This window comes from Nocardioides sp. BGA-UO-ETr-FS32, assembly GCF_059567905.1.
In genome coordinates, this window is sequence record NZ_JCAQOX010000013.1 from 628,036 (window position 1) to 652,513 (window position 24,478).

Genomic DNA, 24,478 nt, shown 5'->3' on the forward strand with positions numbered 1-24,478 from the left:
GGTGAGCGGCATGCACACCGTCACCGTCACCGGGACCGGCACCAGCAGGGTCGCTCCGGACAGCGCAGTCGTCCGGCTGGGCGCGGTCGCGCGGGGGAGCGGGGTCGCCGAGGCCTATGCGGCGATGACGTCGGCCGCCGCCTCGATCGTCGAGGTCGCCCGGCGCCACACCGACGAGCGACGCATCGCCTCGACCGGGATCACGGTGTGGCCCTGGCACGACCACTCCGGCACGCGGCAGGGCTACGAGGCGCGCCACTCCTACATGATCGGGTGTCCCGACCTCGCCGGTGCCGGCACGATGCTCGCCGACCTCGCGGCCGAGGTCGGCGACGGCCTCGCGATCGACAGCGTCGGTCTGGAGGTCACCGAGGACCACGGCGCCGGCGACAAGGCCCGCGAGGCGGCCTTCCACGACGCCCGCGACAAGGCCGCCCAGCTCGCGCGGCTGGCGGGAGCCGGCCTCGGCGCCGTGCAGACCGTGGTCGAGGGCGACGCCGGACGTGAGCCGTCCCCGGTGGCCAGGATGGCGATGGCGCACGACTCCGCCGGCGGCCTGGAGGCGGGCGAGACGACGGTGACCACCTCGGTGACGGTGGTCTGGGAGCTGGCCTACTGACCCGCGCGGCCGACGACCTCGGCGACCAGTGCTGCGCTGAGCCCCGCGAACGGTAGCCCCGAGCCCGTGGTGGCGTGCGCACCGGCGGCGAGCACGCCCGCGATCGGCGTACGTGGACCGAGCCGGGTGCGGGCGGTCCGCGGGCCCTGCCACTGCACGCCGTGCGGCGAGCCGCCCCACGCGTCGACGAGGTCGCGGGGCGTCCGGTCGAGGCGCGTCACGACCCGGCGGCGCACGTCGATGCCGCGCCGGGCCAGCGCGACGAGGACGTCCTCGGCGATGCGACCGCGCGCCAGGACCGTCCAGGCCGCGCCGCCGTCCGGCGCGCGCCCGCCGGTGCGGACGACGAGGAGCGGGTCGCCGTGCAGCGCGACCTCGTGCGGCAGGTCGGGCAGCTCCTCGCCCGCGGCGTCGATCCCGACGTGGCACACGACCGGGGGGAAGGCGGGAGTGGTGCGCCGGACGTACGCCGCCAGCGCGGGCAGGCGGCGTGGGTCGATCGCGACGACCACGTGGTCGGCGTCGACCTCGCCCGCTGCGACCTGCACCGCTGCGACGCGGCCGTCGCGGACGACGAGGTCGGTGGCGCTCGTGCCGGTCAGGACGGTCACTCCCCGCAGGGTGAGCCGGTCGGCCATCGCGGTGCCGAGCGCGGCGAGCCCGCCGGGGACGGTCCAGGCGCCGAAGCGCTGCTCGAGGTAGACGTCGACGCCGGCCAGGACCGGTGCGTCCCGCAGGTCGTGGCCGTCCATGACGAGCCGGTGCCCGGCGACCAGTCGCAGCCGTTCGTCGCGGAGGGCGCGGCGCAGCCGCCGGTGCAGCGACTCGCGGCTCCCGAGCAGGGCGGTCAGCTCGCGGGGGGCGACGTCGGCGTCGAAGGGCCGCTCGTACCACTCCTTGCGGAGCAGCTCCCACATGTCGCCGTACGACGCCACGTGGTCGACCCACTGCTGCCCCAGGCCGGGCCCCAGGTCGTCGAAGGCGTCGAGCTGTGCCGCCCGCGAGCCGCCCGGCAGCCGCAGCGAGGTGCCGTCCTCGAAGCGGTGCTCACGGACGAGGGGCAGGGCCTGGAGGTCGACCTCGCGCTCGAGCGGGCGACCGGACTTGCGGAAGAGGTCGCGCACGACTGCGGGCAGCAGCGTGCTGCTGGGTCCGGCGTCCCAGGCGAAGTCGTCCTGCTCGACCGTCGACAGGGCGCCGCCGAGGTGGTCGGAGCGCTCCAGCAGGGTGACCTCGTGGCCGAGCTTGGCCAGGCGCGCGGCGGCAGCCATGCCGCCGAAGCCGCCGCCGACCACCACCACGCGAGCCACGGGGGAACCCTAGGGCCCGCGCCCGTGGGACGGGTCAGGCGACCCGGTGCAGCGGCTCCTCCTTGCGCCAGCGGCGCCACCCACGGCGCACCAGGCGGGCGAGGAGGAAGACGGTGACGAGCCCGAGCAGCAGCAGGACGCCGGCGACGGCCGCGGCCGTACGGGGGTGCTCGATCGCGAACCACACCACGACCAGGACCCCGGCGTCCTCGGTGAGGCTGGCGACGACATTGGTCACCGGTTCGGGGGAGGTGTTGATCGCCAGGCGGCTGCCGGCCTTGACGAGGTGGCTCAGCAGGGCGGTGCCGCCACCCACGGCCCCGAGCACGGCCTGGTCGAGCGAGGACGCGTCCCCGGCGAGCAGCACGCCGATCACCGCGCCGGCCGTCGGGCGGATGGCGGTGGAGATCGCGTCCCACGTCGAGTCGATGTAGGGGATCTTGTCGGCGATGAACTCCATCGCGTACAGGAACGCCGCCGCGGCCAGCACGTCCCACCTGCCCAGCACGTCGGGGATCTCGGCGAGGTCCCCCACGCGGTCGGAGACGCCGAGCACGAGCACGACGAGGTAGGCGTTGATGCCGCTCGCCCACCCGCTCGAGAAGGTCAGCGCCAGTGCGTCCACGGGTGCGCCCTCACTCGACGCTGACCTCGACGGCGCCGGTCATCGCGACCAGCTCGTCGTAGGTCGTGGAGAACACCGCCGCCGGGTGCCCGGCAGCCGCCCACACCACCTCGTGCTGCCGCAGCCACGGGTCGATCCACGTCGGGACGGGAGCGGGGTGGTCGATGGGGGAGACGCCCCCGATCACCTGCCCGGTGTGCCGGCGCACGAAGTCGGGGTCGGCGCGCCGCAGCCGGCTCACCCCGATGCGCTGCGCAACTGCCTTCGTGTCCACCCGGTGCGCTCCCGAGGTGAGGATGAGGACGGGCTCGCCGTCACCGTCGAAGAGCAGGCTGTTGGCGATGGCGCCGACCTCGCAGCCCAGCGCCGCCGCGGCGAGTGCCGCGGTGTGGGCGGTGTCGGGCAGGATGACCACGTCACCGGTGCCACCGCGCCGGGTCAGGTCGCCTCGAAACGAGGTGATGGATGCGTGCTCGATCTCCATGATGCGAGCCTAGCGACGAACGACGATGAGTCTCAGGGGTGTTTTGATGGCGCGCGACCTGCCCGGATCCGTGGTCAACAGCATGCGAGTGCTGGGCCTGATCGTGGCCACCGCCGGAGTGATCACGCTGCTGATCTGGTGGATGCGTGACGAGGTGATCCTCGGCTGGGCCGAGGGCAACCCGTCTGCGCAGGAGATCCTGGCGCAGGGGGGCATCGAGCAGCTGCGGGAGAGCCCGATCGTGCCGGGCTTCGTGGCGCTGGCCGTGGTGGCGTTCGTCGGCTTCGCGGCGATGGCGCTGGTGCTCGGGTCGTTCTTCGTCGGCGGGCACGCGTGGACCCGCCCCGTGCTGGCCGCCACCGCAGGCGTCGGCGTCCTGGTCGGGGTGGTCTGCCTCGATGCCCACCTGCCGGCGATCTTCGTGGCGCTCTCGGCGCTGGTGATCGTCGAGGGCCTGGTGCTCTCGTTCTTCCTGTGGCGCCGGGAGACAACCGACTTCCTGCGCCGGGCCTGAGAGCCCTCCCTCTCGTTCTCCACCATCTGCCGGCCGGCTCTTGACGGGCTGTCGGTGGGGGGTAGTACCGTCCGTGGTGTTCGAACAGATGTTCGATGCGATCCGGGTGGCGGTGACCTCGACCCCCACCGCCGCCCGGGTCGGCCGTGGGGTCGACGGATGTGCGAGGAGGCGCGATGAGGCAGTACGACGACCCCGTCGAGGTGCGACGAGGAGAGGCCGAGGGCCCCGACCAGTTCCTGTGGCGGGGCAGGCTGTGGAAGGTGCGCACCGTGGTCGCGCACTGGGTGGAGACCGGTCCGTGGTGGCAGGGGGCGCAGGGCGTCGCCGCGACCGACCTCCTCGCCGAGCGGGAGCTCTGGCGGGTGGAGGCGGGCCGCGGACCGGGTGCCCGGCGGGCGGCACCGGCGGTCACCGGTGACGAGGAGACCTACGGCGTCTTCGACCTCTCCTTCGACTGGACCGACGGGCGCTGGCAGCTCGTCGGCTGCCAGGACTGAGGGCGGACGGATGGGTCCCCACATGCTGCCGGCCACCGCACACTCCTACCTCGAGCGATCCGCGACGTCGCTGCGCGACGCGATCACCGCCCGGGACGTGCCCACCCGCTATGCGTGCGCCCACGTGGCGGCGCTGTGCGCCGCGGCGGCACTGCTGGCGGCTCGTGCCCGACCGGCTCCCCGCGGGCGCCGCCAGAAGAACGCCTGGGTCCTGCTCACCGAGGTCGCACCGGAGCTCTCGGAGTGGGCGACCTTCTTCGCCGCCGGTGCCGCCAAGCGGGCGGCGGCCGAGGCGGGCTCGACCCGAGCCGTGACGGAGCGCGAGGCGGACGACCTGGTCCGCGACGCAGACCGGTTCCTGGCGGTCGTCGAGCAGGCGCTGGGCCTGGTCCCGCACGCCAGCGTCGCCTGAGGGAGCGAGGTGTCGCGCGACCCCTTCGTCCACCTGCACGTCGCTTCGGGCTACTCCCTCCAGTACGGCGCGTCCCACCCGCACGTCCTGGCCGAGCGTGCCGCCGAGCACGGGATGGACACCCTGGCCCTCACCGACCGCAACGGCACCTACGGCGCGGTCAGGTTCGTCCGCGCCGCCCGGCGCGCCGGCATCAGGCCGGTGCTGGGGGTCGACCTGGAGGTCGCCCCGCTGGCGCTGCCGGCGCGACCTGCCGGTCCGCCCCGGTCCCAGGACACCCGCCGTACGCCCACCCGCGGTGGAGCTTTCCGTGAGCTCCCGTCCGAGCGGGCCGACGGGTCGGGCGGCTCGCGGGTGACGTTCCTGGCCAGCGGCCGGGAGGGGTGGGCGGCGCTGTGCCGGATGGTCTCCGCGGTCCACCTGGCGGGCGAGCGCGGCCGGCCGGTCGCCACCGTCGACGCGCTGGCCCCGCACCTGGCCGGCGGGCACGTGCTGGCCCTGCTCGGTCCGTCCTCCGAGCTCGGCCTCGCGGCCACCCGCCGGCGCGACGACCTCGGTCTGGCTGCGATCGCCCCCTGGCTCGACCTGCTGCCCCGGGAGAACCTCGTCGTCGAGCTGGTCTCGCACCGCCTCGGCGGCCGCCGCGGGGAGTGGGGGCCGGGCACGTCCCCGCACGCCGCCCGGATGGCCGGCGTCGCTCGCACGGCCGGCCTCTCGACCGTGCTCACCAATGCCGTGCGCTATGCCGACCGCCTCGACGCGCCCACGATCGACGTCCTCGACGCCGCCCGGCGGCTGGTTCCGCTCGGCTCGGCCGGTCTCCGCGACGTCGGCCCGGCGGCCGCCCGCGGCAACGCCGAGGGCTTCCTCAAGTCCGGCAAGCAGATGGGTGAGATCGCTGAGGAGATCTGCCGGCTCGCGGGTCTCGGCGACGGTCGGGACGAGGGTCGGCGACTGCTCGCCCGCACCCGTCTGGTCGCCGACCGCTGCGCGCTCGACCCGCGCCGAGACCTCGGCATCGGTGAGGTGCACTTCCCGGAGCTCGAGCTGGCGGGCGGCGCCACCCACGACCAGACGGCCGACACGTTGCTCCGTCGCCGGTGCGAGGCCGCCATCGGCCACCGCTACGGCACCGCGCCCCGCACGCGCGTCTCGACGCGGCTCGACGAGGAGCTCCGCACGATCGCCACCCTCGGCTACGCCTCCTACTTCCTCGCCGTCGCCGACGTCACCGACCTGGTCGCCCGCATGGGCATCCGGCGCGCGGCCCGAGGGTCCGGTGCCGGCAGCCTGGTCACCTACCTCCTCGGCATCTCCGGGGTCGACCCGCTGCGCCACGGGCTGCTGATGGAGCGGTTCCTCTCCCCGCTGCGCGCCTCGCTGCCCGACATCGACGTCGACGTCGAGTCCGCCCGGCGCGAGGAGGTCTACCGGGCGATCCTCGACCGCTACGGCGGCGAGCGGTGCGCGACGGTGTCGATGATGGACACCTACCGGGTCCGTCACGCGGTGCGTGACGTCGGCGCCGCGCTCGGCATGCCGCCGGGCGAGATCGACGCGATCGCCAAGGCGTTCCCGCACGTCCGCGCCCGTGAGGCCAGGAGCGCGCTGCGCGACCTGCCCGAGCTGCGGGCGAGCGGGCTCGGCGACGGGGCCCTCGACCGGTTCTTCGGCCTCGTCGAGCGGCTCGACGGCCTGCCGCGCCACATCGCCATGCACCCGTGCGGGGTGGTGCTCTCCGACGCCACGCTGCTCGACCGCACTCCGGTCGAGGCGTCGTGGGCCGGGTTCCCGATGAGCCAGTTCGACAAGGACGACGTGGAGGAGCTCGGCCTGCTCAAGCTCGACGTGCTGGGGATCCGGATGCAGTCGGCGATGGCCCACGCGATCGCCGAGGTGGAGCGGGTCGACGGCCTACGTATCGACCTCGACGACGAGAGCCAGGTGCCGCTCGACGACCCGGCGACCTTCGCCCTGATCAGCAGTGCGAGGACCCTCGGTGTCTTCCAGATCGAGTCGCCCGGCCAGCGCGAGCTCGTCGGCAAGTCCGGCATCGAGACCTTCGACGACATCGTCATCGACATCTCGCTGTTCCGCCCCGGGCCGGTGAAGAGCGACATGATCACCCCCTACCTGGAGGTCAAGCAGGGCTGGGCGGCCCCTCGCTACCTCCACGACGACCTGCGCCCGATCCTCGAGCAGACCCGCGGCGTGGTCGTGTTCCACGAGCAGGTGATCGAGATCATCGCCCGGTTCGCCGGCGTCTCCCTCGCGGAGGCCGACGAGAAGCGGCGGGCCCTCGGCGGCACCGAGGGGATGGCCGCGACGAGGACGTGGTTCTTCCCCCGCGCACTCGCCCGGGGCTACGCCCTCCCGCTGGTCGAGCAGGTCTGGTCCGTCCTCGAGGCGTTCGCGTCCTTCGGCTTCTGCAAGGCTCATGCCGCCGCCTTCGCGCTGCCGACCTACCAGTCGGCGTGGCTCAAGACCCACTGGCCCGCCCACTTCCTCGCGGGGGTGCTGACCCACGACCCCGGGATGTACCCCAAGCGCCTGATCCTCGACGACGCCCGCCAGTTCGGCGTCGGGGTGCTCGGCCTCGACGTCAACGCCAGCGCTTCCTCCTACCTCGTCGAGCCGAGCGCGACCGGGGACGGGCACGCCATCCGGCTCGCGCTCGCGGACGTCAAGGGCATCGGCTCGGCCGAGGTGGCCCGCATCGTCGAGGCCCGCGACGGTGCCCCCTACGCCTCGCTGTCCGACTTCTTCCACCGGGCGCGGGTCTCGCGCCCGATCCTCGAGAGGCTCGTGCTGGCCGGCGGGTTCGACGGCGTCTACGGCATCGGCTCGGGCGAGCAGGCGGTGCACAGGCGGGGCCGGGTGACGCGGCGCGACCTGCTCCTGCAGGTCGCCGAGCTCGACCACTACGCCCGCTCGATCGACCGGGTCTCGCGGGCGCGTGGGCGCGGGCCGTCCGCCCGGCGTACGCCGCCCGCCGCCGCCGTGGCCGCAGGCGCCGCGGCCGCGCGCAACAGCTCCGACCCCACGCTGCGAGCGGAGTCCGGGTCCACCGAGCGGCACGCGCTCGCCGACGGCGGGGTGTGGGCACGCGCCGCCGCACAGTCCCTCGCCCCCGTGCAGGCGCCCCCGGCCGAGTCCGTGCAGCTCACCCTCCGGCTGGGCGACGAGCCCGGAGATCCGGGCGAGCGGCCGAGCGGGCTCCCGGAGATGACCACGCTCGAGCGGATGCGCGCCGAGCTCGAGATCCTCGGCCTCGACGTCAGCCAGCACGCGGTCGCTGCCTACGACCCGTTCCTCGACGCGCTCGGGGTGACCCGCAGCCGCGACCTGCTGCGGCGCCGCAGCCGCTCCGAGCTGCTGGTCGCCGGGGTCAAGGTCGCCACCCAGACCCCGCCGGTCAGGTCCGGGCGGCGAGTCGTGTTCCTGACCGTCGACGACGGCACGGGGCCGATCGACACGACCTTCTTCGAGGACGCCCAGGGGCCCTGTGCCACCACCGTCTTCTCGTCGTGGCTGCTGCTGGTGCGCGGCGAGCTGCGGCGCACGGGCCGCCGAGGCGTCTCGGTGCGCGCCACGGGTGCGTGGGACCTGCCCGCGCTGCACGCGCTGTGGCAGCGTGCCCGCTCGGGCGAGGACGGGGTCGCGCTGGTGCGCGCCGAGCTCGCGCGGGTGCCCGAGTCGCGCGGCGAGGAGCAGGTCGGGCGCCGGGTGCTCGTCCACCCCAGCGGGTTCCGGGTGTCCCCCTACTCCGACACCAGGCCGGCCGGCGATCCCGCCAAGGACGTCGCGCGCCACCTCTGGCACCGCAGTCCGGGGAGTCCGGGATGACCGCACCCCACGCACTAGGGTTGGACCCATGCAGCCTCCCGCCACCGCCTCTGCCAGCGAGCGCCGTCAGTCGGTCCGGGCCGGCGTGGTGTGGGACGGCGTACGCCGGCTGCTGGAGGCTCCCGGGGCCTTCCCCGAGCAGGCCCGCATCGTCGACGTGGGCGGTGGCACCGGAGGGTTCGCCGTGCCGCTGGCCGAGCTCGGCCACACCGTCCAGGTCATCGACCCCAGCCCCGACGCGCTGGCATCCCTCGACCGTCGCGCCCGCGAGCGCGGCGTCGCCGACCGCGTCACCGGCCAGCAGGGTGACCTCGACGACCTGCCGAGCCTGGTCGACGGGGCCGACCTGGTCCTGTGCCACGGCGTCCTCGAGATGGTCGACGACCCGGCTGCCTCGCTCGCCACGATCGCCGGGGTCCTGCGTCCGGGCGGCCACCTCAGCCTGCTCGTCGCGCAGCGCCACGCGGCCGTGGTGGCCCGCGCGATGGCCGGCCACTTCCAGGCGGCCCGCGAGCTCCTCGACGGCGACGCGGCGACCCCGGCCGGTGGTCGGGGCGGCCGCCGCTTCACCCACGACGAGGTGGTCGGCCTCCTCGCCGCCGCCGGCCTCGAGCCCACGTCCGTCCAGGCCGTACGCGTCTTCTCCGACCTGGTGCCGGGCAGCCTCCTCGATCTCGAGCCCGGTGCGACCGCGGCGCTGGTCGAGCTCGAGCGGGCGGTCGCCACTCGCCCCGAATACCTCCCGCTCGCGGCGCAGGTCCACGTCGTCGCCCGCCGCGGCTGACCTTCCCGCCGGTGGCGCAGCCACCTCTGCGCACCCGGACGGCGGTGCGGCGTGACCGAGACACCGATCCTGCACGTCGACATGGACGCCTTCTATGCGTCCGTCGCGTTGCGCGAGCGTCCTGACCTCGTCGACCAGCCGGTGGTGGTGGGCGGCAGCGGTCGGGGCGTCGTGCTCGCGGCCAACTACGTCGCCCGCCGCTACGGCGTCCGTTCGGCCCTGCCGATGACCCGCGTACGCCGGCTCTGTCCCCATGTCGTCGTGCTCGCGCCCGACTACGCCACCTTCACCAGCGTCTCCGCCTCGGTGATGGAGACCTTCCGCGAGGTCACGCCCCTCGTCGAGGCGTTGTCCCTGGACGAGGCGTTCCTCGACGTCCGAGGCTCCACGCGCCGTCTCGGCCCGCCCGCACGGATCGCCGAGCGACTGCGCTCGACGATCCACGACGAGCAGGGCATCACGTGCTCGGTCGGTGTGGCGGCCTCCGTCTCGGTCGCCAAGCTCGCGAGCCGCCGGGCCAAGCCCGACGGGGTGCTGGTGGTGCCGCCGGCCGCGGTGACCTCGTTCCTCCACCCCCTCGACGTCGGGGAGCTCTACGGCGTGGGGGAGAAGACCCAGGCGCTCCTGCACCGGTTCGGCCTGCTCACCGTCGGCGACGTCGCGCACACCCCGCTCGCCACCCTGCAGCGCGCAGTCGGCCACCACCTCGGCCGCGAGCTCCACCACCTCGCCTGGGGCACCGACCGCGGAGAGCTGCACGTCAGCGCCGGACCGCACGAGCCGGAGAAGTCGATGGGCGCGGACGAGACCTTCGCCCGCGACACCGACGACCGGGACGTCGTCGTCCGCGAGCTGCTGCGCCTCTCCGCCCGCGTGGCCGGGCGGATGCGGGCGGCCGGGGTCTCAGGCCGGACGGTCACCATCAAGATCCGCTTCGCCGACTTCACCACCATCACCCGCTCCCGGACCCTCGCCGAGGCCACCGACGTCACGGTCGAGATCCATCGCGCGGCCACCCGCCTCTACGACCGGCTCGGGCTGCAACGCGCCCGCCTGCGGCTCGTCGGCGTACGCGTCGAGGGCCTGGTCCCGCGCGCCACCGTGCACCACCAGCTCGAGCTGGGTGAGCCGGAGCGCGGCTGGGCGGAGGCGGACCGCGCGGTCGACCGCGCGACGCGGCGGTTCGGGGCGGCCGCCGTACGCCCGGGCAGTCTCGTCTAGCCCGACAGCGACGCACGGCCCTCAGAGATCAGGGTGCGGCCCCCTTCGTGCGGGTGGAATTTTCGGGGGACGCCTACCGTGACTGGAAGAGCGTGCCTAGACTTGCGACAAGAAGGTGAGGAGGAACCGTGGAGCTCTCCGAGGAAGAACTGCGACTGCTCGAGCAGATGGAGCGCGCCCTCGTCGAGGAAGACCCCAAGCTCGCCTCCACGCTGCGCGGCACGTCCATCGCGCGCACGGCCCGTCGCCGCATGATCGCGGGCGGTGCGGTCGTCGTCGTCGGCATTGGCCTCCTCATCGTGGCCGTGCTGCTCAACCTGAGCTCGGTCCTCCAGACCGTCGTCGGGGTCACGGGCTTCGTGGTCATGCTGGGTGGGGCGATCCTCGCTCTCACGTCCGCACGCTCGCCCGGCCACCAGGCACCCAAGGTGCGGTCGTCGGGCCGCACCGGATTCGGTGTCGTCGACGGGGGTCGCCCGCACCGGCCGGGTCGGCCGGGTCGCCAGCGCTCCGGTGCTCCCTTCATGGAGCGCATGGAGGAGCGGTGGCGTCGCCGCCGCGAGCGCGGCTTCTGAACTGCCGCTCGCTCCCTGCTCCCTGCCCCGCCCCCCTGCGCCCGCTGAGGTGCGAGCTCGGCGTCGCGTACGCCCACCCGAGCACCGACTGGGAGGGGTAGACCGACACCTCGAGGGGGTTGTACGCCCCTCCCAGTGACGGACTCCCCGCTCGAGCGGGGACTCTGCGCACGCCGGTACGCCGAAATCACGCCAAGAGAACAGGCCCGAGCCGCCCGGATCCGGCCGGAGCAGGATCAGCCGACGAGCTCGTCGACCGACCGTACGGACTCGTCGGCGGTGGTGTCGCTCCGGGACTGGCCCGCGCGGGTGCGCGAGCGCCAGGACGTACGTCGACCGCCCACGACCGAGACGGGCCACCAGGCGGCGCGCCGTACGTCGCGCGGCGTGACGCCGGCGGCCAGGGCGTCCTCGACGAGCGCGAGGTCGTCGGCGAAGCGGTCGGCGGTGAACGTCTCCGGGTCTCGGGCGTAGCGACTCTGCTCGAGGGCAGCGACGAGCCGGTCGAGTGCGTCCGAGGCCTCCGGGGCCTGGTCGCGGCCGCGCCGGGGGCGGTCGGGCCGCGAGCCGTCGTGGACCGGCGTGGCCAGGAGCCGGCCGAGCCAGTCGCCGGCGCGGCGCGGCGAGCGGCCATCGGGCCATGCGTGCCCCAGGTCGCGCGTGACGTCGCGCAGCTCGACCCACAGGTCCTCGATGTCGCCGGCCAGGCGACGCCGGCGCCGCGCCGCGCGCGCCAGCCGGGGCGTCATCAGCAGCAGGGCGACGAGCCCCAGGCCCAGCAGCGCCGCGAGGATCGGGACCCACGGGATCGAGGAGGTGTCCTCGTCGGCCGCCGCGGCCGCGGCGTCGGGCTCCTCGCCGCGCTCGGGCAGCAGCTCGTCCGAGCTGCTGGCACTCGGCGAGGCAGTCTCGGGGACCGCCTCGAACTCGGCCTCGGTGTACTCCGGCGGCCGGGTGGCGCGGGCCTGCGGCGTCGGCTCGAAGCGCACCCACCCCGAGCCGGGGAAGTAGAGCTCGGGCCACGCGTGGGCGTCGCGCGAGGAGAACTCCCACGAGCCGTTGGTGGCGCGCTCGGGCTCGAGGAAGCCCACCGCGACGCGGCTCGGGATGCCGATGATGCGCGCCATGATCGCCATCGACGCCGCGAACTGCTCGCAGTAGCCGACGCGCTCGTCGAGGAACGCCAGCAGGTCGGCGCCGCCGTCGCCCGCCGACGGCACCTGGCCGAGGTCGTAGCGGAAGCCGCCGTCCTCGCGGAACCACTGCTGCAGCACCTGGGCCTTCTGGAAGCGGGTCGGCGCGTCGGCGGTCACGCTCGCCGCGAGTCGCCGGATCTCGTTGTTGACGGTGCTCGGCACCTCGGTGAAGATGCCGGCCACCGAGCCCGCGCCCGACACGGAGGAGTTCATCGAGTCGGCGTCGTAGGTCAGCTGGACCCCGGTGTAGTCGTACGTGCTGTCGGCGGTGGTGACGTCCTCGCGCGCGGCGATCACGTCGCGGGTGTTGATGTCGTAGCGCCAGTCGCTGCTGGCCGCGATGCGAGTCGTCTGCGCGGCGATGGGCAGCCACGTGGAGCGGAAGTCGGGCCCGACGCGCACGTCGTACTTGAACTCGCGCCGCGAGACCTCGAGTGCCACGCCGTCGAGCGGCGGCAGCGCCCCCGTCGCCGACTGCGACTCCGGGATCTCGCGGTCGCCCGGCGTCCACTCCGAGCCGCTGAACCGGGAGAGCACCGTGTAGCGGAGGTAGCTCGGCCGGGGGCCGGACGTGGTGACCCACAGCAGCGGCACGTCCTGGCCGCGGCGCAGGTCGCGACGCAGGTCCACCATCGGGTCCTGGACCTCGACCTCGCGGGTGCCGGGACCGTTGCCCTCGAAGACGCTCATGCTCAAGGTGGGCACGGCTGCCGGCACGACCACCGCCAGGGCGATGGCGGTCGCGCCCAGGGCGAGGGCGGTGTTGGCGATGGCGCCGGTGCGGACCGAGAAGGAGCCCTTCTCGCCGTCGGGCGCACGCCCCCAGCTGGTGACGTGGTCGCTGTGCTGGATGAAGACCAGGGTGAGGAACAGGGCGGCGATCACGGCGAAGAGCCACCACGAGACGGCGTCGCCGGTGACGGCGACAGGCAGCGTGTACGCCGCGAGCAGGACGAGGCCCGCGACCGGCGCGCGCCGCAGGGTGCACGCGGTGACGTCGACCAGCAGCACGACCAGTGCGCCGCCGATGAGCAGCAGCGGGTGGACCGGCGGCACGCCGAGCTGGACGGGGGCGGCATAGCTCCGCGAGGTCTCGAGCGCGTCCTGGAGGGCAGCGGTGAAGAGGTCGACATTGCCCGGCGTCGGGAGGGGCGAGCCTGTCGTCGTCCCGAGCACCAGGAGGCTGCCGATGACGAGCTGGGCGGCGAGGATGCCGGCGGCGGGGAGCCGCTGCCACCGCGCCACGGCACCTGCCCCGGAGACGACCACGCCGATGAGCAGGAGCGGGACGCCGACCTCGGCGAAGCCCTCGGTGAGCACGCGCCACGACAGGACGGTGGTCCAGGCGGCGAGCAGGGCGATCCCGGCGACCCGCAGCTGGTGGGGGAGCGTGCTCCACTGGGCGCTCATCGCGCGGCTCCTGCCGAGGCGGTGGCGCGGCTCTGGAGCAGCCCGAGCTCCTGCCAGGCGGTGTCGAGGCGGTCCCGCGGACCCACGGTGATGGATCGCCACCCGGTCGAGGTCAGGTGCGAGGCAGCACCGGGACCCGGCTGCACGGGCAGGTGCGGCGCCCAGGCGTCGACGTCGAGCGCGATCGCCAGGCTCGAGGACGCGTGGTGCTGGAGCCTGCGCAGGAACGGGAGGTCCGGCTCACCGAGGCCGCCGAAGATCCCGATGGTGAGGCCGCCGTGCCCGGGCTCGGCGAGCCACTGGGTGTCGGGCGCGGGGGAGTGGTCGAGCTGGACGACCGCGAGGGCCTCGAGGAGGGGGATGGTGCCGGCGCCGGCGGCGTGGGAGTGCCACTCGGTCTCGCGGCTGTCGCCGGAGGCGGTCACCAGGCGCACGGTGTAGCCGTGGTGGGCGAGGTGGACGGCGATCGACGCGGCCGCAGACACGGCGCCCTCCAGCGAGCTGGCCGCCCCCTGGCCGCGGTGCGAGGTGCCGCGGTTGTCGAGGAAGACGGTCGCGCGCGACTGCCAGGGCTGCTCCTCGCGACGCACCATCAGCTCGCCGACCCGCGCCGAGCTGCGCCAGTGGACGCGCCGCAGGTCGTCGCCGCGCCGGTACTCGCGGACCGTGACGTCCTCGGCGCTGCCGGTCGCGAACGCGCGCGGCCGGTTGTCGCCCGACCCGGTCCACGCGCCGCCCAGCGGGATGCTCGGCAGCGCGACGGTGCGCGGCGTGACGGTGAGGCGAGAGGTCGCGTGGAACGTGCGCCCGAGCTCGACGAGCCCGAACGGGTCCGTCACCCGCACGGACATCGGGCCGATGTCGAACTGGCCGCGCAGCTCGGAGCGGACCTGGTAGGTCGCATGGCGGCGCCAGCCGTGACCGAGGCCCTCGAGCACGAAGCGCGGTCGCGTGCCGAGGACGTAGGGGAGGCGCTCCTCGAGCAGCAGCACCCCGGTCGGCGACCGGGACTCGTTGGACACCGTGAGCTCGACGGTCGCGGGCTGACCGGCGACGACGAGCTGGGGGGAGACCGTACGCACGAGCGAGAGGCGGTAGCGGGAGCGGCCGACCCACCATGCCGTGAGCAGCGGCAGCACGGCGACGAGGACGCCGATGCGTACGACGGAGGAGTGGCCCACGACGATGGCCGCGACGACGGTCGTGATGCCGGCGGCCAGGAACGCCCGTCCGCGGACGGTCAGCGCACCGAGTGCCTCACGCACGGCTGCCACGGGTGTCGGGCGCCGTGGGGACCGGCACGGCCTCCACGATCCCGGACAGGATCGCGGAGGTGGTGCGTCCACTCATCGTCGCCTCGACGTTGGGCAGCAGCCGGTGTGCGAGGACCGGCGAGGTGATGCCGTGGATGTCGTCGGGGAGGACGTAGTCGCGACCCTGGGTGGCGGCGACCGCCTTGGCCGCCCGCACCAGGTGCAGCGTCGCACGGGGCGAGGCGCCGAGGTGCAGGTCGTTGCTGGTGCGGGTGGCGGTGGTCAGGGCCACCGCGTAGCGCTGCACGGCCGATGACACGTGGACCCGGCCGACGATCTCGATCACCTTGCGGATCTCGCCGGCGTCGGTGACCGGCTCGAGGTCGTCGAGCGGGTTGTGGGCGGTGTGCCCCTCGAGCATCGCGATCTCCGCGGACTCGACGGGGTAGCCGACCGAGACCCGCGCCATGAAGCGGTCGCGCTGGGCCTCCGGGAGGGCGTACGTCCCCTCCATCTCGATGGGGTTCTGGGTCGCGATGACCATGAAGGGCTTCTCGAGCATGTAGGTCGCGTTGTCGACGGTGACCTGGCGCTCCTCCATCGCCTCGAGGAGCGCGGACTGCGTCTTGGGCGACGCGCGGTTGATCTCGTCGCCGACCACGATGTTGGCGAAGACGCCGCCGGGGCGGAACTCGAACTCGCGGGTGTCCTGGTTGAAGACCGAGACGCCCGTGACGTCGGAGGGCAGCAGGTCCGGGGTGAACTGGATGCGCCGCACGGTGCAGTCGATGCTGCGGGCCAGCGCCTTGCTCAGCTGGGTCTTGCCGACCCCGGGCACGTCCTCGATGAGGAGGTGGCCCTCGGCGAGCAGGACCACGAGGGCCGCGTTGACGACGTCGGGCTTGCCGGCGATCACCCGCTCGATGTTCCCCCGTACGGCACCGGTCACCCGGCGAACCGTGTCCAGGTCGGGCGCCTGCCCGGAGAGCCCTGTCGTCACGTCTGTCCGTCCCCTCGTTCGCGCTCGAACCGCTGGTCACCACCGTATGTGGTGCGCGCAACATACCCGCCCTTTCGCGCGCTTCCCCCACTTCGCTCCACCACGTGTGGCCGTTCCTCCCCACCGGCGCTCCACCCGGGCTCGGAATCGGCCGACCTGAGCGTGGAGTCGCGGCCGTCCACGCTCAGCCGGGGCGTCCGGCAGGAGGGGAGGAGCGGCAGCCACGAGCTCGGGCTCGCCGAAATTCGTGCGTGAAACACGCGTGATCTGGTTGACGGTGGAGTGAAGTGGAGTACTGTGGTGCGAAGTGGGGGACAGGGTCGATCTGCCCGCCGAGCAAGGGGAGGTGCCGGATGTTCTTCGGCACCTACACGCCCAAGCTCGACGAGAAGGGCCGGCTCTTCCTCCCGGCGAAGTTCAGGGACGAGCTGACGGAGGGACTCGTGGTGACGAGGGGACAGGAGCGCTGCCTCACTGTCTGGTCGCTCGAGGACTTCGGGAAGCTCACCGACCGGCTCCGCGAGGCGCCGGTCACGCAGAAGAACACCCGCGACTACGTCCGCATGCTGTTCGCCGCCGCCAGCCAGGAGGTGCCGGACAAGCAGGGACGCATCAACATCCCGGCACCGCTGCGGGAGTACGCCTCGCTCCGCAAGGAGTGCGTCGTCATCGGGTCGATGAACCGGATCGAGATCTGGGACCCGACGGCGTGGGCGACCTACTCCGAGGAGCAGGAGCAGAAGTTCTCCGAGCTCAGCGACGAGGTCTTCCCCGGCATCTGAGCACCACCCGAGAACCACCCAGCACCACCGAGCACCGCCCGACAACTCCACAGCTGACATCGCGACCCGCATCACCAGGTCTCGAGCCCGCTCCTCGCGTGGCCATCTGGGGCACTTCCCCGGCACCAGAGGGCACTTCCCAGCGCAGGGGAGCGGGCAGGGACCTGGTGCGGCGGCTCACCCCGTGCCACACGACGGGGGGTGTCAGCCGCACCGCCAACGTCAGCAGCACACGTCAGCAGCAGCCAGCCAGCAGCAACAAGTGGGGTCGAGACCATGAGCACCACCCAGCCCTTGGGACGCACCGCAGCGGCACCGCCGCTGCGGGTGCGCGACCAGGCGCGCGAGGCGGCCGCCCTGATCGCGTTCTCCGCCGCCACGGCGTGCGGACTCGCCCTGGCGCTGCTGCTGCTGACGCACCTGGGCTCCCAGGGCTGAGCAGATGACGACTCCCCGCCACGCCCCGGTGCTCCTCGACCGGGTCGTCGCCCTGCTGGCGCCTGCACTCGAGGCACCCGGCTCGGTCTACGTCGACTGCACGCTCGGTCTCGGCGGCCACAGCGAGGCCGTCCTGGAGCGCCTGCCCGAGGCCCGGGTCGTCGGGATCGACCGCGACCCCGAGGCGCTGCGGAGGTCGACCGAGCGGCTCGCCGCCCACGGCGACCGGTTCACCGCGGTCCACGCGGTCTACGACGAGCTGCCCGAGGTGATCGCCTCGCTCGGCCTCGACCACGTCGACGCCGTCTTCTTCGACCTCGGTGTCTCCTCGATGCAGCTCGACGTCCGTGAGCGTGGCTTCGCCTACGCCGAGGACGCCCCGCTCGACATGCGGATGGACCCCACCACCGGGCAGACCGCGGCCGATCTCCTCAACACCGCGACCGCCCAGGAGCTGACCCGCATCCTGCGCGAGTACGGCGAGGAGAAGTTCGCCAGCAAGATCGCCCGGGAGGTGGTCCGACGCCGCGAGACGACGCCGTTCTCCTCCAGCGCCGACCTGGTCGAGCTGCTCTACGCGACGATCCCCGCCCCGGCCCGGCGTACCGGCGGGCACCCGGCCAAGCGCACGTTCCAGGCCCTGCGGATGGCGGTCAACGACGAGCTCGCGGTGCTGCGCCGGGCCGTCCCCGCCTCGCTCGAGGTGATCGGCGTCGGCGGCCGCGTGGTCGTGGAGTCCTACCACTCCCTCGAGGACCGCCTGGTCAAGCGGGCCTTCGCCGACGCCACCCGGCTCGACGTGCCGCCGGACCTGCCGTTCGTGCCGGAGGGCGCGGAGCCGGCGTTCCGGCTGGTCACCCGCGGCGCCGAGCAGGCCGACGAGCACGAGATCGCCGAGAACCCCCGCGCCGCCTCCGTACGCCTGCGCGCCGTCGAGCGCGTCCGTCCCCGTTCCACCACCCGCTCCACTTCCCCAGGAGTCGCCCGATGAGCAGTCCCGCCCTCCAGCCACGCACGCGTGTCACCCGCATCGCCCAGGAGGCCGTGGACCGGGCCCGCCTCACGGTGGTGCCCCGGGTGCGGACCCGGGCGCCGCGGGTGCCGTTCGTGACGCTGGTCAGCCTGGTCCTCGTGGGCGGCATCGTCGGGCTGCTGCTGTTCAACACCTCCATGCAGCAGGCGTCGTTCACGGCGTCGTCGCTGGAGACCCAGGCCGACACGCTCGCGGCCCGCGAGCAGACGCTCCGCATGGAGCTCGACGAGCTCCGCGACCCGCAGCGGGTCGCGACCCAGGCCCAGCAGATGGGGATGGTGATCCCCTCCGCGCCCGTCTTCCTCGACCTCGAGTCGGGCAAGACGAGCGGTGTGCGTACGCCCGCCACCCGCGAGAACGCGATCCAGCTGCAGCCGCCGGCGCCGATCATGCCGGCCAACCTGGCTCCGGAGCCGATCGTCGTGGAGGTGCCGGCCGTCCCCACCGTGGAGGAGCAGACGGCCGGCGCGCAGGCCGACACCCGTACGGACAAGCAGCGCAAGAACCGCAACCGCTGACGGCGCGGTCGCGCCGATCGGCGCACCCACCGACCTAGATTGACGAGCAGGCCGACTCGAGACGGAGCCGGCCGGAGGAGAGGGAGACCAGTGCCGAGCACCCGCACCAGGCGTGGCGCCTCGCGCGGCGCGCCGATGCTGCGCCTGCGGATCGGGTTCGTCCTCATCGCGGTGGTCCTCTCCTTCTTCGGCGCGCGGCTGGTGCAGCTGCAGGGCGTCGACCCGCGCTCGTACGCCGCCATGGCCGCCGCCGAGGGCGCTGCCCGGGTGACGCTGCCGGCCGAGCGCGGCGACATCCTCGACCGCAACGGCGTCCCGCTGGCCGACTCGGTCAAGGGAAAGATGGTGATCGCCGACCCGGCCCTCACCGCTGACTCGGCCCCGGAGCTCGCCCGCCTGCTGTCTGAGCTGCTGTCCATCGACTACTTCAAGGCGCTCACCGCGCTCGAGGGCCGCAACGAGGGCAGCCGCTACGAGTACGTCGCCCGACGGGTGCCGAGCACCCTCGCGGGCGACACGCTCGCCGCTGTCGAGGACGCTGGCTTCGAGGGCATCCGCCTGGAGGACGACCCGATCCGCGCCTATCCCGCCGGCGACGTCGCGGCCAACCTGCTCGGCTACATGGGCACCGACGAGCCGCTCGGCGGGTTCGAGCGCACCTTCGACAAGCAGCTCGCCGGCGTCGACGGCGAGGCCACCTGGCAGTCAAACTCCGGCAAGGGCGTCCGGATCCCGCTGCGCGAGAGCACGCTGAAGGCCGCCCAGAACGGCGAGGCGCTGCGCACGACCATCGACCGCGACCTCCAGTGGTTCACCCAGAAGGTGCTGGCCCAGTCGGTCCGGCAGTACCGCGCCGAGAGCGGCTCCGCCGTCGTCCTGGACACCCGCACCGGCGAGGTCCTCGCCCTGGCCGACGTGCCCACCTTCGACGCCAACGAGCCGACCGAGGCCGCGTCCACCGACGACCTCGGGTCGCGGGCGATGAGCGACACCTACGAGCCGGGCTCGGTCGCCAAGGTGCTCACCGCCGCCTCCCTGATCGACGCCGGCAAGGCGTTCCCGCGGCAGCGGTTCAAGGTGCCGCCGAACCTCGCGCGCCAGGACCGGGTGATCGGCGACTGGTTCGACCACGGCAACATCCGGCTGACCCTGGCCGGCATCATCGCCAAGTCGTCCAACATCGGCACCGTGCTCGCCGCCGACGCGTTCACGCCGGTGCAGCTGGTCGACTACCTCAACAGGTTCGGCCTCGGCCAGAGGACCAACATCGGGGTCCGCGGCGAGACTCCCGGCATCCTCACCCCTGGTGAGGCGATGACGTCGCAGACCAAGGACCGCGTGGCCTTCGGCCAGTCGCTGTCGGTCAACGTCGTGCAGATGGCCGCGGCGGTCAACACGATCGCCAACGGCGGCGTACGGGTCTCGCCGAGCGTGGTCTCCGGCACCGCCGTCACCGACGACGGCGTCACCGTCGGCACCGACGTCGCCACCCGTACGCGCGTCGTCAGCAAGCAGGCGGCCCGCGCCACCGCGAAGATGATGGAGAAGGTCGTCGACCCCGAGGACGGCGTCGCTCCCGGGGCGCAGGTGCCGGGCTACCTCGTCGCCGGAAAGACCGGCACCGCGCAGCGCGTGGACGGTGACTGCGGCTGCTACGACGGCAGCACGTCGGTCTCCTTCGGCGGGTTCGCACCCGCCGACGACGCCCGCTTCACCGTCTACGTCGTGGTCCACGCCCCGTCGGTGGACGGCGGCGGCGGCTCGATCGCCGGACCGGTGTTCTCGCGGATCATGGGCTACGTCCTGGGCCGCTACGGCGTGGAGCCGACCGGCGGCACGCCGTCGCGTCTCCCCGTCGAGTGGTGAGTCGATACGCTCGGCCGGTGGACCAGCCAGCCGATCCGGCCAGCGCGACGCGCCCGCGCGTGGCCCCGTCGACCTCTGCCGCCGAGCTCGCCGACTGGCTGGCCGAGTCGCCCGATGCGCTCCCCGACGCGACGGGCGTGGTCCGCCACGGCGACCTCGACGTCGCCGTCTCCGGACTGTCCCTGAGCACCGCACGCGTCCGGCCCGGTGACCTGTACGCCGCCCTCCCCGGCACCAGGGCCCACGGCGCGGACTTCGCTGACCGGGCGCTCGCCGCCGGCGCCGTGGGCGTGCTGACCGACGCCGTCGGCGCGGACCGGCTGCCGACGGGCACGCCCGCGATCGTCGTGCCCGACCCGCGCCGCGTGCTGGGCCGGCTCGCCGCCCACCTCTACGGCGAGCCCGCCGCCGCGCTGCGCGTGATCGGCGTGACCGGGACGCAGGGCAAGACCACCACCACCCGCGTGCTCGAGCAGGGCCTCACCGCGGCCGGCGTGACGTCGGCGGTGATCGGCACGGTCGGCACGAGGATCGCGGGGGAGGACGTCAAGACCCAGCTCACCACGCCCGAGGCCCCCGACCTGCACGGCCTCTTCGCGGTGATGCGTGAGCGCGGTGTCGACACGTGCGCGATGGAGGTCTCCAGCCACGCCCTGGTGCTGGGCCGGGTCGACGGGGTGGTCTTCGACGTGGCCACCTTCCTCAACCTCGGCCGCGACCACCTCGACTTCCACGCCGACCTCGACGACTACTTCGCCGCCAAGGCCGGCCTCTTCACGCCGGAGCGTGCCGCGGTCGGCCTCACCAACGTCGACGACGAGTTCGGCCGACGGCTCCTCGACGTCGCCTCCATCCCGATGTCGACCTTCTCCTCGCGCGGAGCCGACGCCGACTGGCGGGCCGTCGACGTCGACCTCACGCCCGGCGGCGCGACCTTCACGGTCCGCGGCCCCGGGGTCGAGCTCCCGGCGGCGGTGGGCCTGCCCGGAGAGTTCAACGTGTCCAACGCCCTCGCCGCCATCGCGTCCGCCGCACTGGCCGGCCTCGACCCGCGCCGCGTCGCGGACGGGATCGCGCGGGCCGGCGGCGTACCCGGCCGCCTGGAGCAGGTGTCGGCCGGGCAGGACTTCACCGTGGTCGTCGACTACGCCCACAAGCCCGACGCGCTCGAGGCCGTGCTCGCCACGTTGCGCCCGCTCACCGACGGCCAGGTCGTCGTGGTGGTCGGGGCGGGCGGCGACCGCGACACCACGAAGCGACCGGTCATGGGGGAGATCGCCGCCCGGCTGGCCGACGTCGTGATCGTGACCGACGACAACCCGCGCACCGAGGACGCCGCCTCGATCCGCGCCGCCGTCCTGGCCGGCGCGGCCGGAGCGACGGCCGAGGTCCTCGAGATCGGCGACCGCCGACTGGCGGTGCGCGAGGCCGTACGCCGCGCCCGCCCCGGCGACGTGGTGCTGATCGCCGGCAAGGGCCACGAGACCGGCCAGGAGGTCGACGGGGTGGTGCACCCCTTCGACGACCGGGTCGTCGCGGCCGAGGAGATATCCGGACTCGGGGGCGCACGATGATCGAGATGACCCTCGCGGAGGTCGCCGAGGTGGTGGGCGGAGTGGCCCATGGCGAGGCGACCGTCACCGGTGGTGCCTTCGTCGACACCCGTACGCCCGAGCCGGGCGGGCTGTTCGTGGCGATCGCGGGGGAGCGGGTCGACGGCCACGACTTCGCCGTCGCGGCCGGCGACGCCGGTGCCGTCGCGGTGCTGGGCAGCCGGCCCACCGACCTGCCGACCGTGGTCGTCGACGACGTGACCGCCGCGCTGGGCCGCCTCGCCCGCCACGTCGTCGACCGGCTCCCCGACGTCGTGGTCCTCGCGATGACCGGGTCCCAGGGCAAGACCGGCACCAAGGACTACCTCGCCCACGTGCTCTCCGAGGCCGGGCCCACCGTCGCGACGCGGGGCAACTCCAACAACGAGCTCGGCGTGCCGCTCACCGTCCTCCGCGCCACCCCCGAGACCCGCTACCTCGTCGTCGAGATGGGAGCGCGCGGCGTGGGCCACATCGCCGAGCTCTGCCGGATCGCGCCGCCGCACGTCGCGGCCGTCCTCAACGTCGGCACCGCCCACATCGGCGAGTTCGGCGGCCGCGAGGCGATCGCGCGCGCCAAGGGCGAGATCGTGGAGGCCCTGGCGCCCGACGGCACGGCCGTCCTCAACGCCGACGACGACCTGGTCGCGGCCATGGCCGCACGCACGGCCGCCACCGTCAGCACCTTCGGCGACGGCTCGGCAGGTCGCGCACCGGACGTGTCGGTGAGCGAGGTGACCACCGACGAGATGGGCCGCCAGTCGTTCGAGCTGTCCCACCGCGGGTCGGGCGCCACCGTGCACCTCGCGCAGGTCGGCGCCTTCCAGTGGCGCAACGCCGCCGCGGCGGCCGCGATGGCGCTCGCCGCCGGCCTCGACCTCGACACCCTTGCCGACTCGCTCGCGGACGCCGGTCCGGCCAGCCGCTGGCGGATGGAGCTCACCGAGCGTGCCGACGGCCTGGTCGTGGTCAACGACGCCTACAACGCCAACCCCGAGTCCATGCGCGCCGCCCTCGAGACCCTCGCGGGCATCGGCGCGCGCAGCGGTCGGCGTACGGTCGCGGTGCTCGGCGAGATGCTCGAGCTCGGCGACGAGGCGGACGCCGCCCACAGCGGTGTCGGGGCCTACGCGGCGGAGGTCGGCGTCGACGTCCTCGTCGCGGTCGGGCCCGGCGCCGCCGCGATCGCCGAGGGCTTCGGTGCGGGCCGCACGGGCCGAGTGACCATCCCCACGGCGGGGCGTGACGAGGCCGCCGACTGGCTGCGGCACAATGTCTCGGCTGCTGATGTCGTCCTCGTGAAGGCATCGAGGGGGGCGGCGCTGGAACTGATCGCCGACGACCTCCTCACCCGGGGCGGCAACGAAGGGAGTAGCACGAGATGAGAGCCATCCTGTTCGGAGGAGGACTCTCCCTGCTGATCTCTCTCCTCGGCACCCGCTACGCGATCCGCTTCTTCACCCGTCAGGGGTTCGGCCAGCCGATCCGCGACGACGGCCCCACCACCCACCACGTCAAGCGCGGCACGCCGACCATGGGCGGGGCGGTCATCATCCTCGCCACGGTCATCGGCTACTTCGCCGCCAAGCTCATCACCCAGACGGCTCCGACCGCCTCCGCGCTGCTGCTGCTCTTCCTGCTCGTGGGCATCGGCGCGGTCGGCTTCCTCGACGACTTCCTCAAGGTCAGCCGCCAGCACAACCTCGGCCTGCGCAGCCGCGCCAAGATGATCGGCCAGACCGTCGTCGGACTCGTCTTCGGCTTCCTCGCGCTGTCGCCGACGCTCGAGGACGAGCGTGGCTGGCGACCGGCGTCGGACCACCTGTCCTTCATCCGCGACTACGAGGGGTTCGCCCTCCCCACGGTCCTGGCGATCCTGCTGATCTGGCTCATCGTCACGGGTGCGAGCAACGCGGTGAACCTCGCCGACGGCCTCGACGGGCTAGCCGCGGGCGCCTCGATCCTCGTGTTCGCCGCCTACACGCTGGTCAACATCTGGCAGAACAGCCAGTCCTGCGCCCTGGAGGCCGGACCCAAGTGCTACGAGGTCCGCGACCCGCTCGACCTCGCCGTCGTCGCCGCCGCGATCACGGGTGCCTGCTTCGGCTTCCTCTGGTGGAACGCCTCGCCCGCCCAGATCATGATGGGCGACACCGGGTCCCTCGCCCTGGGCGGAGCGATGGCGGGCTTCGCGATCATGACGCGCACCGAGCTGCTGCTGGTGGTCATCGGCGGGCTCTTCGTGGCCATCACCCTGTCGGTGATGATCCAGGTGTCGGTCTTCAAGCTCAGCCGTGCCAGCGGGCTCGTGCGGTCGGTCTTCAAGATCCAGGCCGGCCACCGGGTCTTCCGGATGACGCCGCTGCACCACCACTTCGAGATGCTCGGCTGGGAGCAGGTCACCATCGTGATCCGCTTCTGGATCGTCACCGGCCTCGCGGTCGCCACCGGACTCGGCATCTTCTACGCCGAGTGGGTCGCAGGCATTGGCTGACCACGC

At 73.6% G+C, this 24,478-nt stretch carries 22 protein-coding genes; 16 read left to right on the top strand and 6 right to left on the bottom strand.

Annotation, left to right across the window (positions count from 1 at the left end; translation table 11 throughout):
* Window positions 1–10 precede the first annotated feature (10 nt).
* Window positions 11–619, top strand: a complete 609-nt coding sequence (locus AC57BS_RS08220) for an SIMPL domain-containing protein (RefSeq protein ID WP_496410941.1) — start codon at window positions 11–13, stop codon at window positions 617–619.
* On the opposite strand, the gene AC57BS_RS08225 is transcribed toward AC57BS_RS08220, so the two are convergent.
* Genes AC57BS_RS08225 through AC57BS_RS08235 form a run of 3 tightly spaced genes read right to left on the bottom strand, consistent with a single transcriptional unit; the run spans window position 613 to window position 3,038 of the window.
* Window positions 613–1,929, bottom strand: coding sequence for a phytoene desaturase family protein (locus tag AC57BS_RS08225; RefSeq protein ID WP_496410942.1), 1,317 nt, complete (start codon window positions 1,927–1,929; stop codon window positions 613–615). The genes AC57BS_RS08220 and AC57BS_RS08225 overlap by 7 nt on opposite strands.
* Before the next feature lie 34 nt (window positions 1,930–1,963).
* The gene (locus AC57BS_RS08230) at window positions 1,964–2,554 is read right to left on the bottom strand and encodes a DUF4126 domain-containing protein (RefSeq protein WP_496410943.1); all 591 of its coding nucleotides are present in this window, start codon (window positions 2,552–2,554) and stop codon (window positions 1,964–1,966) included.
* A gap of 10 nt (window positions 2,555–2,564) precedes the next feature.
* Entirely contained in the window at window positions 2,565–3,038 is a 474-nt protein-coding gene (locus tag AC57BS_RS08235; RefSeq protein WP_496410944.1) for a YbaK/EbsC family protein, read from the bottom strand.
* 46 nt (window positions 3,039–3,084) lie between these two features.
* On the opposite strand from AC57BS_RS08235, the gene AC57BS_RS08240 reads away from it, so the two are divergent.
* From AC57BS_RS08240 to AC57BS_RS08270, 7 genes are all read left to right on the top strand, one after another.
* The gene (locus AC57BS_RS08240) at window positions 3,085–3,552 is read left to right on the top strand and encodes a hypothetical protein (RefSeq protein ID WP_496410945.1); all 468 of its coding nucleotides are present in this window, start codon (window positions 3,085–3,087) and stop codon (window positions 3,550–3,552) included.
* Between the two features lie 176 nt (window positions 3,553–3,728).
* Complete coding sequence (locus AC57BS_RS08245; protein ID WP_496410946.1) at window positions 3,729–4,052, top strand: DUF6504 family protein; 324 nt, start codon at window positions 3,729–3,731, stop codon at window positions 4,050–4,052.
* 10 nt (window positions 4,053–4,062) lie between these two features.
* On the top strand, window positions 4,063–4,464 hold the full coding sequence (locus AC57BS_RS08250; protein WP_129455078.1) for an SAV_6107 family HEPN domain-containing protein: 402 nt from the start codon (window positions 4,063–4,065) through the stop codon (window positions 4,462–4,464).
* 9 nt (window positions 4,465–4,473) lie between these two features.
* On the top strand, window positions 4,474–8,310 hold the full coding sequence (locus AC57BS_RS08255; RefSeq protein ID WP_496410947.1) for a DNA polymerase III subunit alpha: 3,837 nt from the start codon (window positions 4,474–4,476) through the stop codon (window positions 8,308–8,310).
* A 28-nt stretch (window positions 8,311–8,338) separates the two neighbouring features.
* Window positions 8,339–9,094 carry a methyltransferase domain-containing protein gene (locus AC57BS_RS08260; protein WP_496410948.1) on the top strand — a complete coding sequence of 252 codons (756 nt, stop codon included), beginning with the start codon at window positions 8,339–8,341 and terminating at the stop codon, window positions 9,092–9,094.
* A 51-nt stretch (window positions 9,095–9,145) separates the two neighbouring features.
* Complete coding sequence (dinB, locus tag AC57BS_RS08265) at window positions 9,146–10,315, top strand: DNA polymerase IV (RefSeq protein ID WP_496410949.1); 1,170 nt, start codon at window positions 9,146–9,148, stop codon at window positions 10,313–10,315.
* A gap of 128 nt (window positions 10,316–10,443) precedes the next feature.
* Window positions 10,444–10,890 (top strand): SCO2097 family morphological protein, encoded by a 447-nt coding sequence (locus AC57BS_RS08270; RefSeq protein ID WP_496410950.1) that lies wholly within the window; start codon window positions 10,444–10,446, stop codon window positions 10,888–10,890.
* 236 nt (window positions 10,891–11,126) lie between these two features.
* Here AC57BS_RS08270 and AC57BS_RS08275 read toward each other — a convergent pair whose 3' ends face one another.
* Genes AC57BS_RS08275 through AC57BS_RS08285 form a run of 3 tightly spaced genes read right to left on the bottom strand, consistent with a single transcriptional unit; the run spans window position 11,127 to window position 15,749 of the window.
* Window positions 11,127–13,496 (bottom strand): transglutaminase TgpA family protein, encoded by a 2,370-nt coding sequence (locus tag AC57BS_RS08275; RefSeq protein WP_496410951.1) that lies wholly within the window; start codon window positions 13,494–13,496, stop codon window positions 11,127–11,129.
* Window positions 13,493–14,761 (bottom strand): DUF58 domain-containing protein, encoded by a 1,269-nt coding sequence (locus AC57BS_RS08280; RefSeq protein ID WP_496410952.1) that lies wholly within the window; start codon window positions 14,759–14,761, stop codon window positions 13,493–13,495. The genes AC57BS_RS08275 and AC57BS_RS08280 overlap by 4 nt, the downstream gene beginning before the upstream one ends.
* Entirely contained in the window at window positions 14,754–15,749 is a 996-nt protein-coding gene (locus tag AC57BS_RS08285; protein WP_496410953.1) for an AAA family ATPase, read from the bottom strand. The genes AC57BS_RS08280 and AC57BS_RS08285 overlap by 8 nt, the downstream gene beginning before the upstream one ends.
* Before the next feature lie 353 nt (window positions 15,750–16,102).
* Here AC57BS_RS08285 and mraZ point away from each other — a divergent pair, with 353 nt between their 5' ends.
* The 8 genes from mraZ to mraY all read left to right on the top strand — a co-directional run bounded on the left by mraZ (window position 16,103) and on the right by mraY (window position 24,472).
* Window positions 16,103–16,531 carry a division/cell wall cluster transcriptional repressor MraZ gene (gene mraZ, locus AC57BS_RS08290; RefSeq protein ID WP_129455085.1) on the top strand — a complete coding sequence of 143 codons (429 nt, stop codon included), beginning with the start codon at window positions 16,103–16,105 and terminating at the stop codon, window positions 16,529–16,531.
* A 276-nt stretch (window positions 16,532–16,807) separates the two neighbouring features.
* Window positions 16,808–16,969, top strand: coding sequence for a hypothetical protein (locus AC57BS_RS08295; RefSeq protein ID WP_168218621.1), 162 nt, complete (start codon window positions 16,808–16,810; stop codon window positions 16,967–16,969).
* A 4-nt stretch (window positions 16,970–16,973) separates the two neighbouring features.
* Window positions 16,974–17,960, top strand: coding sequence for a 16S rRNA (cytosine(1402)-N(4))-methyltransferase RsmH (gene rsmH, locus AC57BS_RS08300; protein ID WP_496410954.1), 987 nt, complete (start codon window positions 16,974–16,976; stop codon window positions 17,958–17,960).
* A complete protein-coding gene (gene ftsL, locus AC57BS_RS08305) occupies window positions 17,957–18,520 on the top strand; it encodes a cell division protein FtsL (RefSeq protein ID WP_496410955.1) in 564 nt (187 codons plus the stop codon). Before rsmH ends, ftsL begins: the two co-directional genes overlap by 4 nt.
* 90 nt (window positions 18,521–18,610) lie before the next feature.
* Window positions 18,611–20,386 (top strand): peptidoglycan D,D-transpeptidase FtsI family protein, encoded by a 1,776-nt coding sequence (locus AC57BS_RS08310; protein ID WP_496410956.1) that lies wholly within the window; start codon window positions 18,611–18,613, stop codon window positions 20,384–20,386.
* A 17-nt stretch (window positions 20,387–20,403) separates the two neighbouring features.
* The gene (locus AC57BS_RS08315) at window positions 20,404–21,960 is read left to right on the top strand and encodes a UDP-N-acetylmuramoyl-L-alanyl-D-glutamate--2,6-diaminopimelate ligase (RefSeq protein WP_496410957.1); all 1,557 of its coding nucleotides are present in this window, start codon (window positions 20,404–20,406) and stop codon (window positions 21,958–21,960) included.
* Entirely contained in the window at window positions 21,957–23,363 is a 1,407-nt protein-coding gene (locus AC57BS_RS08320; RefSeq protein ID WP_496410958.1) for a UDP-N-acetylmuramoyl-tripeptide--D-alanyl-D-alanine ligase, read from the top strand. Before AC57BS_RS08315 ends, AC57BS_RS08320 begins: the two co-directional genes overlap by 4 nt.
* Complete coding sequence (gene mraY, locus AC57BS_RS08325) at window positions 23,360–24,472, top strand: phospho-N-acetylmuramoyl-pentapeptide-transferase (RefSeq protein WP_129455089.1); 1,113 nt, start codon at window positions 23,360–23,362, stop codon at window positions 24,470–24,472. Before AC57BS_RS08320 ends, mraY begins: the two co-directional genes overlap by 4 nt.
* The last annotated feature ends 6 nt before the right edge of the window (window positions 24,473–24,478 follow it).